11 protein-coding genes are annotated in these 15,073 nt (G+C 63.4%); 7 read left to right on the forward strand and 4 right to left on the reverse strand.

Going from position 1 to position 15,073, the window contains the following annotated elements; all coding sequences use genetic code 11:
• The coding region (locus VLJ37_05160) for a hypothetical protein (protein HSA59056.1) at positions 1-237 on the reverse strand (237 nt) is incomplete at its 3' end.
• A 125-nt stretch (positions 238-362) separates the two neighbouring features.
• Here VLJ37_05160 and VLJ37_05165 point away from each other — a divergent pair.
• Genes VLJ37_05165 through VLJ37_05175 form a run of 3 tightly spaced genes read left to right on the forward strand, consistent with a single transcriptional unit; the run spans position 363 to position 2,488 of the window.
• Complete coding sequence (locus tag VLJ37_05165) at positions 363-821, forward strand: hypothetical protein (protein ID HSA59057.1); 459 nt, start codon at positions 363-365, stop codon at positions 819-821.
• 16 nt (positions 822-837) lie between these two features.
• On the forward strand, positions 838-1,647 hold the full coding sequence (locus VLJ37_05170) for a DUF692 domain-containing protein (GenBank protein HSA59058.1): 810 nt from the start codon (positions 838-840) through the stop codon (positions 1,645-1,647).
• Positions 1,631-2,488: a putative DNA-binding domain-containing protein gene (locus VLJ37_05175; GenBank protein HSA59059.1), complete on the forward strand. Its 858-nt coding sequence runs from the start codon at positions 1,631-1,633 to the stop codon at positions 2,486-2,488. Before VLJ37_05170 ends, VLJ37_05175 begins: the two co-directional genes overlap by 17 nt.
• Here the strand turns inward: VLJ37_05175 and VLJ37_05180 are convergent.
• The 3 genes from VLJ37_05180 to VLJ37_05190 are packed head-to-tail and all read right to left on the reverse strand — an operon-like array spanning position 2,448 to position 4,795.
• On the reverse strand, positions 2,448-3,284 hold the full coding sequence (locus VLJ37_05180) for an HTTM domain-containing protein (protein ID HSA59060.1): 837 nt from the start codon (positions 3,282-3,284) through the stop codon (positions 2,448-2,450). The genes VLJ37_05175 and VLJ37_05180 overlap by 41 nt on opposite strands.
• On the reverse strand, positions 3,275-3,784 hold the full coding sequence (locus tag VLJ37_05185) for a hypothetical protein (GenBank protein HSA59061.1): 510 nt from the start codon (positions 3,782-3,784) through the stop codon (positions 3,275-3,277). Before VLJ37_05185 ends, VLJ37_05180 begins: the two co-directional genes overlap by 10 nt.
• A 6-nt stretch (positions 3,785-3,790) precedes the next feature.
• A complete protein-coding gene (locus VLJ37_05190) occupies positions 3,791-4,795 on the reverse strand; it encodes a hypothetical protein (protein HSA59062.1) in 1,005 nt (334 codons plus the stop codon).
• Between the two features lie 65 nt (positions 4,796-4,860).
• Between VLJ37_05190 and VLJ37_05195 the strand changes: the two genes are divergently transcribed.
• From VLJ37_05195 to VLJ37_05210, 4 genes are all read left to right on the forward strand, one after another.
• The gene (locus VLJ37_05195) at positions 4,861-5,739 is read left to right on the forward strand and encodes a phosphoribosylaminoimidazolesuccinocarboxamide synthase (protein ID HSA59063.1); all 879 of its coding nucleotides are present in this window, start codon (positions 4,861-4,863) and stop codon (positions 5,737-5,739) included.
• 31 nt (positions 5,740-5,770) lie between these two features.
• Complete coding sequence (locus VLJ37_05200; protein ID HSA59064.1) at positions 5,771-6,838, forward strand: hypothetical protein; 1,068 nt, start codon at positions 5,771-5,773, stop codon at positions 6,836-6,838.
• Positions 6,839-6,891: 53 nt separating this feature from the next.
• Positions 6,892-8,937, forward strand: a complete 2,046-nt coding sequence (locus VLJ37_05205) for a transglycosylase domain-containing protein (GenBank protein HSA59065.1) — start codon at positions 6,892-6,894, stop codon at positions 8,935-8,937.
• On the forward strand, positions 8,934-15,073 hold a 6,140-nt coding region (locus VLJ37_05210), incomplete at its 3' end, for an MG2 domain-containing protein (protein ID HSA59066.1). The genes VLJ37_05205 and VLJ37_05210, both read left to right, overlap by 4 nt.

The raw sequence follows: 15,073 nt of genomic DNA on the forward strand, positions 1-15,073 counted from the left end.
CGCGGGCACGATGTCGGCATCCAAGAAGAAGATGTGGGTCGGGTTCAGCGGGTGATGGAGCATCTGATCGACCAGGTAATTCCGGGCTCGATCGACCAGGGCGCCCTGAAACACCATCAGGTCCGACTCCAGAGGCCGTTCCATCTCCAAGAGAGCCGCCACCGTCCTCCAATAGATGAAGGGGGAGGCCAGCGGCACCGCCATCACCACGCGGGGGATCTCGTCTCTTTTCGCCATATTGCCTCGAGAGCGGAGGCCATTATGAAGAATTTTTAATCTTAAGTCACCAAGATCATTACATTTTTCAGTTGAGACTTTTCGCCAAATAAAGCATCCAACCTCCTTCAATAAGGAGGGACACTATGTCCAAGAAATCGAACGTTAAGAAGGAACTCATTATCGGCGGCGTCGTCGCCGGCCTGATGATGGGCGGGACGGCGATGGCCTCGCTCAAGGGAGCCGAGGCCAACGGCGAGTTTTTCAAGATCAAGGAGCTGAAGGCGGGCTACCAGCTCGCCAAGGAAGAGAAGAAGACGGAGGCGTCGGCGACAGCCCCCGTGGCCGGTGAGAAGAGCAAGGGCGACGAGAAAAAGGATGAGCGAGGCAAGACGACGGAAGAGAAGGTGAAGGGCGAAAAACACTGCTGCGACAAGACCTGTAAGGACAAGTCGTGCAAGGACAAGACCTGCAAAGACAAGTCCTGCAAAGATAAGTCCTGCAAGGAAGACGGCGCGAAGGCCGACAAGACGGATAAGTCCAAGTCCGACAAGAAGGTCAAGGAAGAGATGGCCTGTGGCGAGAAGAGCTGCAGCGGGAATTAATCCCTTAGGGATTGGATTGGGGCTGAGGAGGGAGCACTACGGCTCCCTCCTCACCGCCCTCCCGCCCGAGCTCCAATGGTTCGAGGTCGCCCCCGAGAACTACATGGAGATCGGCGGGAAGGTTTACCGCGACTTTTGCGAGCTGGCCGAGCGGGTTCCCGTCGTCGCCCACAGCGTCAGCCTCTCTTTGGGGAGCCTCGATCCGCTCAACAGGCCTTTTCTGAAACAACTGAAGAAATTCATCCGGACGCATCAGGTCCCGCTCGCCTCCGACCACATCAGTTTTTCCTCGTACCACGGCGTGCAGTTCGACGACCTCGTGCCCCTGCCCTTCACGGGGGAGGCGGTCCGTCACATCGCCAAGCGCATCCGGCAGGTTCAGGATTTTTTGGAAATCCCCTACGCCGTGGAAAATATCTCTTACTACGCCCCCGCCGGGGCCGCGGAGATGACGGAATGGGATTTCGTGCGGGCCGTCGTCGAGGAATCCGGCGCCGGCCTCCTCCTGGACGTCAACAACATCTTCGTGAACTCGGTCAATTTCGGTTTTGACCCACTGGACTACCTGCGCGCGTTGCCCTTGGACCGGATCGCGTACGTCCACATCGCCGGCCACCGACGGAAGCGCAAGGATTTCATCCTCGACACGCACGGGGCGGAGATCGTCACCCCCGTCTGGAGGCTCCTCGACGAGCTGGCGGCCATGACGCCGCTTCCGGGGATCATGATCGAGCGCGACGCGAACATCCCGCCGCTGGAGGAGATCCTGGACGAGGTCCGTCACGTCCAACGGATCCTGAAGGAAGCCCATGCCCACGCTGCGTGAAGCCCAGAATTTCTTCTACAACCTCATGGCGAGACCCGAGGTCATCGGGCGGATACGCAAGAACCGCGAAAGGACGCTGAAACGCTTTTTCCGGTCCGAGAATGACCGCGAGGCCCTGAGGCACGTCCCTCTGGAGCGGTTCCAGACCTACCGGAATCACATCTCCATCGGTTTCCTCGGCGCGATCGAGTCGGCGTTTCCGGTTCTCCGCTCCCTCGTCTCTCGGGACGAATGGAACGGGTTGCTCAATGATTTTTACCTCAAGCGCCTCACGCGCTCGCCCATCGCCCGCCAGGTCTTCCGCGAATTCGCGCACTACCTCCAAGACTACCGCGGCCCCCTGCTCAAGCGCCTACCGTACCTCAAGGAACTCGCGGAGTACGAAAACCTGGAGATCCGGCTCTTCTACGACCCCGACCGCCCGGCCCCGGAATCAGGAAAAGGTCTGATCCGCGATTGGCGCGAAGCCGCCGGGGCGCCCGAAGAGTTCGTGCGGTTGATCCCATCCTTGAATCCCCACCGCGCCCTGCGCCGCTACCGCTGGCCGGTCCACCGCGTCTGCCGGGGTTTCTCCTCGCCCCGGAGGGTCAAGCCGGGCCGCTATGCGCTCCTGGTCTATCGCGATCCGGAGACCTTCCAAATCCGGTTTCTGGAAATGAATCCCCTCGTCGCGGAGCTTGTGAACCTCATGGCCTCGGAAAGGAACCCCATCGGCCGCGTTCTGGAGACGCTTCTGAAGAGGCACAAGCCCGCCGAACCGCAGTCCTTCGTCCGCGAGGGCGTGCAAGCGATTCGATTCCTCAAGGACCGCGGAGTCGTCCTCGGCTTCCGGACGGCGTAACGTCCAGACACCCGATCAGCACCACCGCCATCTGAAACGGAAAGAGTCCCAGGTCGAGCACGACCCCCATCCCCAGGTGGAAGACAATGCCCGCCCCGACCAGAAAGGGACGGAGCCTCCGGACCCAAACCAGAAACGGGAAAAGGGCCTCGAAGGCGAGCGAACCGTAGGTGATCGCGGCGTAGGCCCACGCGGGCAATATCCAGGGATCGCGGGAAAGCGCCTGCCAGACGCGGCTGGTCGACGGGTCCGCGAGGGCGGCCCACGCCGCCGTCCCGTCCCACCATTTTGCACCGCCCAGGCGGATGAGCACGGGGACGAGGTAAAGGGTTCCGGCGAAGAGACGCAGGGTTTTGTGCAGCCACGGGCTGAAGTCCGCGCCCCGGCGCCCCAGCCAACGGGCATCCAAGGACATCGGGTCGCGGCCCGGCGCGAAGATCATGAGGAAGGCCGTCGCGACGAGGATCTGGTCGCCGTAGTTGTCCGGGCGGCACGGGGTGAGAAAGAAGAAGGCAAGAGCGAGATAGGTGAGGATCGAGACGGCGCGGACGAAGGCCCCGGCCGCCATCAAGAGGGCCGAGGCGATCCCAATCCCCCAAACGGCGCGCACGGCCCCGGTCGATCCGAGAAAGGCCGGAAAATCCGAAGGACAGACGGCGTCGCTCCCATAAAAGAGGCTGAGAAGCGGACGGACGGTCAGGAGGGAGAGGACAGCGACGAGCCCAAAGGCGATGCGGAGGAAGCCGTAGGCACGGCCGTCCGTCGGGCGTTCATGAAAGAATCGTGTCACGGGCACGCGAAGCCCTCCAGGACCTCCGGCTCGTCCCACACGATGTCGCCCTGAATCTCCCCGTAAGAAACGGACCGGGACTGAAACGTCACCGACAGGACGCGATCGCCCGGAACGGACGCCTCCCGGCAGAGACGGGCCGCGAGGCGGCGGAAGATCGCCCCGCCCTCCTCCGGCGAAAAGAAGAACGTCTCGCCGTCCAGGGCCTTGCCCAGGTGGTCCATGAAGTTGGACCATTTCTCGCGCGGAAAGATCGAAAGGCCCGGTTTGAAGAAACGTACGGGCGCGGCCTCCGTCTTCAGGAGAATCGCCGGGATCCTCTTGCGCGACCTCGGATCGGGCGCGTACATCCGGAAAAACCGGTTCGTGAACATCACCCTTTGAAAAGGCCGGAAGACCGCCGAGAGAACCCTCTCCACGCGCGACTCGGGGAGCTGATGGACCCAGAGCCCCGTCAAGAAGACCGCGGCCACGAGCGTGAGGGCTTGGTTTCGGAGGCGGAACACGTAGGACTATTCTCCCATCAATTGGATGAGACGCATGATGCCGATGAAGTCCAGGTGTTCCTGGGCGGTCGTGGGACGGAACACCTTCCGGTACATCCCGAGGAGGAGCCTCACCAACCCGTTGGTGTCCTCGATCTTCAGCCCCTTCAGGGCCCAGTTGTTCAGGAGGGCGACCAGGAACTGGACATAGCACTCCGGGTTCGTGAATTCGTCCAAGTCCCTCCACGACTCCGACCTCTGGGTGTCGCAGTCGCCCCGGTGGAAGAGATGGAACCTGCGGATGACGTCCTCCACGCGCTCGATCACCAGCATCCCGTCGCTCCCGTCGTCCTTGAGCGGTTTGCCGCAGGTGTCGCAGACGAGGTACCGGGACGGCTCGGTCTCCGGCGGAAAGCTTGACGACTTGACCGGGCTCAGCTCCACGTCGCCCAGGGACGGCACGTGATGCTCGATGGGCGCGGCGAAGCCGGTATCGGCGGTCGCGATCTCCATCAGGTCCTCGCGGCCGACGCCGGAGAGCTCCACCCGCGCCGGTTCGCTGACCAGTATTTCCGGAAACTCCCCGGCGCGCGCGCCCAAGGCCCTGAGAAAATCCTCGTCGATCAGGATCTGGTGCGGGAGGGCGACGGAAAAGATCCGGAGGCACCGGCGTGCCGTCTCGTTCCTCAGGTGCCTGGCCGACTTCTCTTTGATCGCCGGGACCGGACCCCAGGTCAGACCCGCGCGGGTCTTGAGGTTCATGAGGCGGGCGGCGCGCTTGAGGTTCAAGGCGGCGAGGGCGGCGTTCATGGGGTCCTTGAAACGGCCGAGGAGCCCCCTCTCCGTCTCGGCCACGACGTCGCCGTCGAGGGCCTCGACCACCTTCTGGATGAGGGCGTCCAGCACGAACGGCTCGGTATCGACGGTCTCGAAGAGGGCGAGCGCGCGGTCGGCGGTCTTGGGGGACTTCTCCTCGGGGAGAGGGGCCTTGCACCAAGACTCCAGGTCGGGAAGGTAGATCGGCTTCGTCATGGGCAGGGCCACTTTACCATAGACCGTCTCTTGACACCACGACTCAAACGGGGAATTCGTCTCTTATGACCACACCCATCCATCAATCGAACCTGCCGTACTTGAAACTCCTCTTCCGAGGAAAGGTCCGGGATATTTACGACCTCGGCGACGAGCTCCTCTTGGTCGCCACCGACCGCCTCTCGGCCTTCGACGTCGTCTTTCCGAACCCGATCCCCGGCAAGGGGGAGATACTCACGCAGGTCTCCCTCTTCTGGTTCGGGAAGATGAAGGGCATGATCCCCAACCACATCTCGGACAGGCCGGTGGAAGAGGTCTTCAAGACAAAAGAGGACGTCGCGGCCTATGCGAAAAGGTCGATGCTGGTGAAGAAGACGAAGCCCTTGGCGATCGAGGCCGTCATGCGGGGCTACCTCGCCGGCTCGGGATGGAATGATTATCAGAAGACGGGCAAGGTCTGTGGGATCGCCCTGCCCCCGGGCCTGAAGGAATCGCAAAAGCTCCCTCAGCCGATCTTCACCCCCGCCACCAAGGCCCCTCAAGGGGAGCACGACGAAAACATCTCCTTCGAACGGGCCTGCGAGATCGTGGGCAAGGAAACCGCCGAGCGCGTCCGGGACGTGAGCCTCAAGATCTACACGACGGGGCTCGAATACGCCGAGAGCAAGGGGCTGATCCTGGCCGACACCAAGTTCGAGTTCGGCCATTTGAACGGCGAGTTGATCCTCATCGACGAGATTTTAACCCCCGACTCCTCCCGCTTCTGGCCCAAGGACCAATACCAGGTGGGGATCTCGCCCCCGAGCTTCGACAAACAGTTCGTGCGGGACTACCTCCTTAAGATAGGCTGGAACAAGAAACCCCCGGCGCCGGAACTTCCCGCGGAGATCGTCGAGAAGACCGCCCAGAAATACCAGGAAGCCTTGCGCCGGCTCACCGCCTAGGAGTAAGATCGGTCGCGTTAAGGGGGCGATTATGAAAAAGACACTCGGGATCGCGATCGTTTTGGCCGCTTTGGCTGCGCCGGAGGCGGCGAGGGCGACCCATCATGCTGTCTTTATCAGCAGAATCATCAAGCTGAGCAGCACCGCCTGTGCCGTCGAATTGGAGATTTCTTCAAACAATCAAGATTGTTTTAAGACCGGCGACGAAATTCAACTCGATGGGGTGGAATTGGTCCCCTTTTCGTCGAGTTTCGTCTCGTCGATCAATGCAGCTTCGGGACAAAACGACGATGGAGACAAGATCCTGGCCAGCTCACCCGACTTTGATTCGACTGCGGGAATTACGGGCGATCTCAGCTTTGCAAACGGCAATTGCAGCAGCTTTGATTCAAATGCCGTCATCGCCTTTTTCATCGACAGCCCGCCAACCGGTTGCACGCCGGGCGATGGTACCGCGGACGACGAGGTTGATACGGTGACCACATCCAGCGTTACCGGTTGGACTGGGAGTGACAACGAGGCGATCCGATCGATCAACAACGGAGCTAATACGTTTGTCGATTTGGACTGCTCAGACGTCAGCGTGACAAACAACTCGGGTACAGCTGTATTTGTGGGAACGAACGCCTGTGGCAACACCCTCTGCGATTGTGGGGAAACCAGTTCCTCCTGCCCTGCCGATTGCCCAAGCGGTACGACCGGTGGCACCACGGGTGGAACCACTGGGGGAACGACAACGGGAGGCACGGGAGGGGGCGGCGAGTTCTGCGGGAACGGCTTCTGCGGGTCGGGCGAGACCGAGACCTCCTGTCCGGCGGACTGCGGGAGCTGCGGGGATGGCATCTGCGGCGGGAGCGAGACGGCGGCCTCCTGCCCCGGCGATTGCACGGGCAGCGGCGGGACGGTCTGCGGCAACGGGACCTGCGAGACCGGCGAGGACGCGGAGACCTGCTCGGCCGACTGCGGGAGCTGCGGGGACGGGATCTGCGGGGGCACCGAGACGACCGCCTCCTGCCCCGATGACTGCGGCACCGGCGGCACCACCACCGGGGGAACCACGGGCGGCACGTCGAGCGGCGGCTGTTCCCTCCTCCGTTAGATCCCGACAAACTTTGTGACATCCAAGAAGCGCTCGTGTAGGCTGCCCGGTCTATGCGGGCGCTTCGTTTTCCGCTTTTTGCCGCTCTCACCGCCGCCGGCGCCCTCCTCCTCTTGACAAGCCGTTACGACGCCCCCGCGGAGACGAGGACCTTCCTCGACCGGAACGGCCGCGTCATCGGCACGCTGAACGCGTCCTACGACGGCCTCCAAGACTGGACGCCCCTGGAACGGATCCCCCGCGAGGCCGTGGAGCGGACGATCCGGGCCGAGGACCGCTGGTTCTACTGGCACCGGGGGATCAATCCCTTCTCCATCGCGAGCGCGATCGCCGACAACCTCGCGCACGGCCGCATCGTCCGCGGCGGGTCGACGATCACGCAGCAATTGGCGAAAAACTTGATGGGGTCTCCTCCCCGCACGTTTTTCAACAAACTCCGCGAGACCCTCCTCGCCCTGGGCCTGGAGATGAGGCATGGCAAGGCCTGGATCTTGGAGCGCTACCTCAACACGGTCTATTACGGCCGTCGATGCTACGGCATCGCCGCGGCGGCGCGGTCGTATTTCGGGAAGGAACTGGCGGGGCTGTCGTCGCAAGAAATAGCGTTTTTGGTGGAGAGGCCGAAGGCGCCGAATCGGAATGTAGGGGCGAACCTTGTGTTCACCCCTACCCCATCCATGCACGGCCGCCACTTCCTCGAGTATGTCGCCCATGACCGCCCCAACGCCGCCAACGTCGTCCGGACCACCCTTGACCTGGACCTCCAGCAGCGCCTCGAACAGGCGACGGCCCGACTGCTTGCAGGTCGGGCCTTCCAAGACCCGAAACTCACCGCCGCCGCCGTCGTCATCGACGTGACGACCGGCGACCTCCTCGCCATGGTCGGCTCGCGCGACTATCTGGACGAAACGATCGACGGCCAGGTGAACGCCGCCGTGGCCCTCCGCCAGCCGGGCTCGACCTTGAAGCCGTTCACCTACTTCGCCGCCTTCGCGAAGGGATTCGGACCCGACTCGATCGTCCCGGACCAGCCGCTGTCCTTTCAAGCGGCGGGCGTCGAGCAATCGGAGTCCTACGCCCCCCAAAATTTCGACCGCCGCTTTCACGGCAACATGACGATCCGCGAGGCGCTCGCCAACTCCTACAACGTGCCGGCGGTCGTGACGCTGAACCAGATCGGTCTGTCTTATTACCACGAGATCCTCCGGCGCTTCGGGTTCACGACGCTGAAGCGCCCCCCGATGCACTACGGGCTGGCGGTGACGCTGGGGTCCGGGGAAGTGACGCTCCTGGAATTGACGAACGCCTACGCCGCGCTCGCGCGGGGGGGGCGGTATTTGGCATATCGGGCAATCCCCATGGGGGCGACCCCTCACAACGGGGCTGCTAGCGCTGACACAAGGTTCGCCCCTTCATCGGTTCTGCCCAACGCCTCCGAATACGCCGCCGAGGTCACGTCGATCCTCACCGACCCCGACGCGCGCCTCAAGTCCTTCGGGTTCAACGAGTCGATGACGATCGAAGGACACGAGGTCGCGGTCAAGACCGGGACGAGTTATGACTACCGGGACAACTGGACGGTCGGCTATACGCCCTCCTACGCCGCGGGCGTCTGGGTCGGCCACGCGGACGGATCGCCGATGCCCGCTCCCATCGGCTCATCGCCGACGGCCGGGCCGACGACGGGGGCGACGGGCGCGGCGCCCCTCTGGCACGCGGCCATGGAGAACGTGTTGCGCGGCAAGGCGCCGGAAACATTTGCGGTGGCGCGGAATAACCCGCGTAAGGGCATGGCGCGCCATGCCCCTACAATCACCGAACCCTCCAAACCCTGGCGCGTCGTCTCGCCCCTCCCCAACGCAACCTTCCGCCTGCACGCGTACCTGCCCGCGGTTCACCAGAAGATCGCCGCCGAAGCGGGTGCGGCTCCAGATCAGAATTTGCGCTGGTTCCTCGACGGCCGCTTTCTCGCGGCCTCACAAGGCGACTCCAAGGTCTGGATCGTCCCCGAGCCGGGGAAACACACGTTGAAAGTTACGTCGCAAGACGGCTACGAGGAAGAAGTCGCGTTCAAAATCGTGAGTGAGGACAACATATGAATCCAAAAAAGATCGCCGTCATCGCAGGCGCTGTCGTGGTTGTCGCCGCCGGGGGCTGGCTCATCGCCAAAAAATCGGGCTGGCTCGGCTACACCGGGAAGATCCAGGGCGAACTGACCGTCCTCTCCCGCTCCCCCGAGGGGCCGGAGATTCCCATCGCGACCGACGGCATCACCGTCATGTTCAACAAGGCGGTCGTGCCCCTGACGACGCTGGACAAAGGCCGCGACAAGTCGATCCCCTTGAAGATCACACCCCAGGTCGACGGCAAGTTCTTCTGGCTGGGCACGCACGGGTTCATCTTCCGTCCCGAAACCCCTCTCGATCCGGCGACCGATTACAAGGTGACTCTGCCCGCGGGCGTGGTGTCGGTCGACGGTTACAAGCTTGAGAAAGCCACGGACTGGGAGTTCGCGACCGTCTCCCCCGCCGTCCTCACCTGGGAGCCCGGCGACAACAACATCCTGCTCCCCAAATCGGCGTCCTTCTTCCTCCGCTTCAACCTCATGATGAACCAGGCCGACGTTGAAAAGAAGCTCGCCGTCACGGACGAGACGACGGGCCAGGTCCTTCTCATGAAGCGCGATTACGTCTGGGGCGACGACGGACACACCCTCCGAGTCCAGTTCAAGGACGAATTGCCCTGGGAATCCGGCGTCAAGGTGACGCTGCCGGCGGGGGCCCTGGCCAAGAAAGGCACCATCGGGACTTCGGAACCGGTCACCGTCCTTTACAAGACGCCGGCCAAGGAGATGGCCGTGGAAAAGGTGATCAGCTACGAGTTCAGCGACGCCGAGGAGGTCGCCTTCAAGCCCAACCAGGAGACGGCGGTCGAGATGGGCTCCGGCGTCTGTTACCACTTCACGCAATCGATCGACAAAAAGTCCTTTGAAAAGTCCTTCCGGGTCGAACCGCGAAAGGTCCCTTACTTCTCGTTCTCGGGTCAGGAGATCTTCACGACGGTCGATGCGGACGGGAAACTCAAGGACGTGGAGGGCTACAAGATCGGGTGCATCTCCTTCCTGGACGACTACGCCAAGGTCTACAAGTTTTCGATCGATCCTTCCAAGATCGAGTCCCTCTCCGGGGCCAAACTGGAATCGGGCGGGGACACCTACATCGCCAAGACGCGCGACGCGGGCCCCGAGATCCGATCGCTCCTGACCAAGAACATCCTCTCCGCCAACGGGCCGGAGTTTGCCCTCCGGATCCCGTACCGGGGCGTCAACCTCAGGTCCGCGACGGTCCGTCTCTACCGTATCACCGACAAGCAGAGGTACGACGAGGACGTGAAGGACCAGGTCCTTTGGTATAACGAGGAGGACGCCGCGAAGAAACCGGGACCGCCGATGGCGACGCTCGGATCGCACAACTTCAGCGTCCCGGTCGACGCCGCCACGCTCACCATCGACCCGGCGCGGATGCCGGCCGACCAGACCCGCGAGGTCCCCATCTCCGCCGCGCCCAACGTCTCCAACCGATTCCTGGTGGACCTGGCCACTCTCCCGCAAAAGCCGGGACCCGGCCTCTATCTGCTGGAAGTCATCGGCAATCCGGCCCCCGGCATCGACGCCGCATCGAGGAAAGGCTCGGGCTCGGTCTATTCGATGATCCAGATCACGCCCGTCGCCGTCGCCTTGAAGCGCGAGACGGACCACATCCTCGTCTGGACGACCGACATCGAAAAAGGCGCCCCCGTCTCGAGCCTCCCGGTGCGGGTAATGCTCAAAAAGTGGAACAGCTCGCTCGGCGTGGATGAAACGGTGACCGAAGGCAACATCATCACCAACGAGCAGGGCGTGGGGCTCTTGAACCTCGCGACCTCCGACGAGCTCCACGCCTGCGCGGAGGTCACGCAGCCGGGCAGCGAATCCTACACCTGCGAGTCCGATCACAAGATCGGGGGCTACGCGAACCTCCTGGGTCCCGGCCCGCATTACTACACCTACGTCTACACCGACCGGCCCATCTACCGGCCCGGCCAGACCGTCTACTTCTCCTCGTTCATCCGGGAGGTGCGCGAGGGCCGCTACTTCATGCCCTCCGCGGGAACCTCCGCGGAGGTGACGATCACCGACTCCTCCGGTCAGAACGTCTTCTCCCAATCCGAGGCGGCCCTGAAAACCGGTGGCACGGTCGGCGGCCAGTTCGAGATCCCCGCGGACGAAGACACGCCGCGCGGGGACTACAACCTCACAATCCAGGTGGGCGCGCAGAGATTCTCCCGCGTCTTCGTCGTGACGAGCTACCGCAAGCCCTCGTTCAAGGTGGACCTGAAGACGGATCAGCCGGAGATCGTCAGCGGCCAGGAGATGTCGGTCGAGGTCCAGGGCAGCTACTTTTTCGGGGCCCCGCTCCGGAAGGCCAAGACCACCTGGTCGATCATGACGTCGACCTATCTCTTCGCCCCCGAGGGTTTCGAGGACTTCAGCTTCATCGACGAGGACCTGCTCTACCGGAAAGAGGGGGAGGACGGCCAAATCTCCTACGCGAGCGAGTATGAGTACGACGTCGTCGGCTCGTCCTTCGGCGGCGATTACGAATCCACCTACGCGGAGGACTCGGGGCAATATGACGACCCGCGCGGTGCCGCGTCCTACCGGTCGCCCGGGGGCTTCTTGCGCGGCCCGGACGGGAAGGACGTCACCGCCCGGCCCGAGACTCTCGACGAAAAGGGCCTTCTCTCCATCCGTTACAAGCCGGATCTGAAAAAATACCCCGCGAGCCAGACTCTCTCCGTCGAGGCGAACGTCCAAGACCCGTCCCATCAGGAGGTCTCCGGCGCCGAGGACGTCATCGTCCACAAGGCGGACTTCTACCTGGGCGTCCGGCCCGAGAAATGGGCCTACGGACAGAAGGAGACGGCCACGATCGACGTGGTCTCGCTCGACACGGCGGGAAAGCCCGCAGGCAAGAAGTCCTACGACGTCGAGGTCGTCCTCCGCGAGTACGAGTACATCGAAAAACGCACGACCGGCGGCTACTGGGACCTGATCGCACAGCCCAAGGACACGGTCCTCAAGACCTTGGACGGCAGGACGGACGAGGACGGGAAGGGCCGGGTGAGTTTCACCTTCTCCAAGGGCGGAACGTACCGTTTCGTGGCCAAGGGCAAGGACGGCCGCGGAAACGAGATCCAATCGGCCGCGACCGTCTTCGCCTGGGGCGAGGGCTACGTGCCGTGGAAGCTGGATGAACCCGAGACCGTGGAGCTGGTTCCCGACAAGGATTCCTATCGGGTGGGAGAGACCGCCAAGATCCTGGTCAAATCCCTCGTGCCCGTCACCAAGGCGCTCCTCACCTACGAGCGCGGACGCCTGCTCGATTACAAGGTCATCGACTTGGGCGGAAACGCCACGCACCTCGAGATCCCCGTCACCGAGGGGATGATCCCCAACCTCTACGTGAGCGTCATCGCGCACGTGGGGCGCGGGGTGGAAGCCGGGGCGGCCCATCCTCCCCTGCTTTATTTCGGGGAGACCGAGATCCACGTCGAGCCGGAGAGCAAGCGCCTCAACATCGCGATCACGCCCGATCGAACGGGAGAAGGCGACCAACCTCCGATTTACCGTCCCGGCGACAAGGTCACGGTCAAGGTCAGGACGACCGATCCCGCGGGCAAGCCCAGGAAGGCGAACGTCATCGTGAGCGTCGCGGACGAATCGGTCCTGCGCCTCCTCAACTACGAGCTCCCGGACCTGGTGAAAAAGTTCTACTACCGCCGCCCGAACGCCGTCCTCTCGTCGTCGTCCCTCTTTTCGTTCAAGGCCGGCGACTCGGGCAACGGCGCCGGCAAGAAGCGCCGCATCTTCAAGGACACCGCCCATTTCGAGGAACACCTGACGACGGACGATAACGGCGAGGCCGCGTTCACCTTCGAACTGCCCGACGACCTGACCACCTGGGTGATCGAGGCCCTGGCCGCGAGCGACGCCAAGTCCGCCTCCGAGTTCGAGGCGGAGCGCCAGCAGGCGGTCACGCTGCGCCCGATGGGCCAGCGCGAGCTGGGAGCCGACCTGGTCCTGACCGACAACACCTTCGTGGGCGGCAACCGCGGAAAGATCATGACGACCCTGCCGCTCGTCCTCCGGGCCGCCCTCCCCCGCTTTGCGGTCTGGGGCGACCAGGTGAAGGGGCAGGTGATCGCCAACAACCGGAATCCCCGGGAGATCGAGGGCAAGATCAAGGTGGCGGCCTCCGGAGACGCCTCCCTGCGGGGCGGCAAGGAGGCCGAAGAGATCAAGTTTTCGATCCCGGCGAACTCGGAAAAGGCCTACCCCATCGATCTCTCCGTCACGTCGGCGGCCGTCGGCCGGCTGACGCTTTCAATCGACGCCAAGGACGCCAAGGGAGGCGACCTGGACGCCCTGGAGCTCACCCTCCCCGTTCAGGACCGCTACGCCCCCGAGGTCGTCGCCTCCTCCGCGATGGTGACGGGCGACCAGCCGGAGGAAAGGGAGCGGATCGAAATCCCGCCGGACCTCTCGTCGGACAAGGGCGGACTCGACGTGACGTTCAAGGCCTCGATCGCGCTCGCGGCCGCGCCATCCTTGAGAAACCTCATCTATTATCCGTACGGTTGCTCCGAACAGAAATCGGCGACCCTGCTCGCCCTCCTCATGGCCCGCGATCTGAGCCAGCGCTTCGGCGAATCGTACTTCGACGCCCTGGCCCCCGTGAAAAAGGAGGTCATCGAAAGCACCAAGGGCCTCGACGCGAAACTCAAGCTCTTGGAGGACCAGATCGTCTCGGTGCGCGACGAACTCCTGACCAAGTTCGTGGACGGGACCGGCGGCATCAAGTACTGGCCGGACAGCCGCAAGCCCGACTTTCACGCGAGCGTGCAAACCTTGGTCGCCGTCACGTACGCCCAGAATCAAGGGTTCAGCGGGGACGCCGCGCCGGTCAACGCCCTCAAGGCCTGGCTGAGAACCGAGCTTCAAGGCAACACCCTGATCGGGCCGGACGCGCGCGCCTTCGCCCTCTGGGGGCTCACGCTCGACCATTCCGGCGAATTCAACCTGACCGAGGACGTCCTCAAGGAACAGCCCGTCCTCTCGGCGACCGGGCTCTCGCACCTTCTCATGGCCCTGAAGAACGAAAGCTGGCAGGGCGGTTTCACGGACGTCTCCGGACGCCTCCTCTCGATGGCCAAGCAGGAGCCGCGCCATACCTCCTGGCCGGAATCGGACTTTTTCAGCTCCTCCCAGGAGAAGAACACGGCCCTGGCCGCCCTGGCGCTCCTGACCGCCGAATCGGACTCGGGCATCCATCCGATGGTCCCAAGGGCCCTGGCCTATCTCCTGAACCGGAAGAAGGTCTCGGGCGACCAGACGACGCAGAACAGCCTCTATCTCTCCTGGCTCGTCGCCGACTTCGCCAAGCGCGCCCAGGAGGACAACACGAACTTCAAGGCCTCGCTCACGGCCGAGGCCAAAACCCTCCTGGAGAAGGCCTTCAACCGCGAAAACCTCCTCACGGTGCATTCGGCGAATGTTTCGATGAAGGACCTGAAGGCCCTGAAACAACCCGCCGACCTCGTCTTCAAGAAGGACGGGACCGGCACTCTCTACTACGACATGGTCCTCAAATATTATCTCCCGCCGGAGCTGACCCCGACGCGGGAGGAAGGTTTGATCGTCTCGCGCGAGTACTACGCCCTGGATGACGTGAAGGAGGAAAGGCCGCTGACGGAATTCAAGGCGGGCGAGAACTACAAGGGCCACATCGCCCTGGTCGTCCCCCAGGACCTGAACTACATCCTGGTCCAGGACCCCCTCCCCGCCGGTTTCGAGCCGGTCGACATGACGCTGGCGACGACTTCGCGCGCCGCGATGCTGCAGGCCGAGGAAGGCGGATCCGACGAGGAAGGCCCGGGGGGCTACGACGAAGGCTACGGCTACGACCGTTCCGCCGACTACGACGACGTGATCACGGTGGAGGACTACGGGACCGACTACGGGTTCTCGCACCAGGAGATCCGCGACGATTCCATCGTCTGGTCGGACGAGTACGTCCCGGCGGGGGTCTACCACATCCGCTACCCCGTGCGCGCGACCACGGCGGGCTCTTATCTGATGCCCGGCGCGATCGCCTTCGAGTTCTACGAGCCGGAGATCTTCGGAAGGAGCCGGAC

It is taken from the genome of bacterium (assembly GCA_035454885.1).
Taxonomy (GTDB): Bacteria; UBA10199; UBA10199; order JACPAL01.

What these genes read in the sequence shown, in the direction of transcription:
- VLJ37_05205 (HSA59065.1), top strand. Translation starts at nt 6,892, where the DNA reads ATGCGGGCGCTTCGTTTTCCGCTTTTTGCCGCTCTCACCGCCGCCGGC.
- VLJ37_05165 (HSA59057.1), top strand. Translation starts at nt 363, where the DNA reads ATGTCCAAGAAATCGAACGTTAAGAAGGAACTCATTATCGGCGGCGTC.
- VLJ37_05175 (HSA59059.1), top strand. Translation starts at nt 1,631, where the DNA reads ATGCCCACGCTGCGTGAAGCCCAGAATTTCTTCTACAACCTCATGGCG.
- VLJ37_05190 (HSA59062.1), bottom strand. Translation starts at nt 4,795, where the DNA reads ATGACGAAGCCGATCTACCTTCCCGACCTGGAGTCTTGGTGCAAGGCC.
- VLJ37_05200 (HSA59064.1), top strand. Translation starts at nt 5,771, where the DNA reads ATGAAAAAGACACTCGGGATCGCGATCGTTTTGGCCGCTTTGGCTGCG.
- VLJ37_05195 (HSA59063.1), top strand. Translation starts at nt 4,861, where the DNA reads ATGACCACACCCATCCATCAATCGAACCTGCCGTACTTGAAACTCCTC.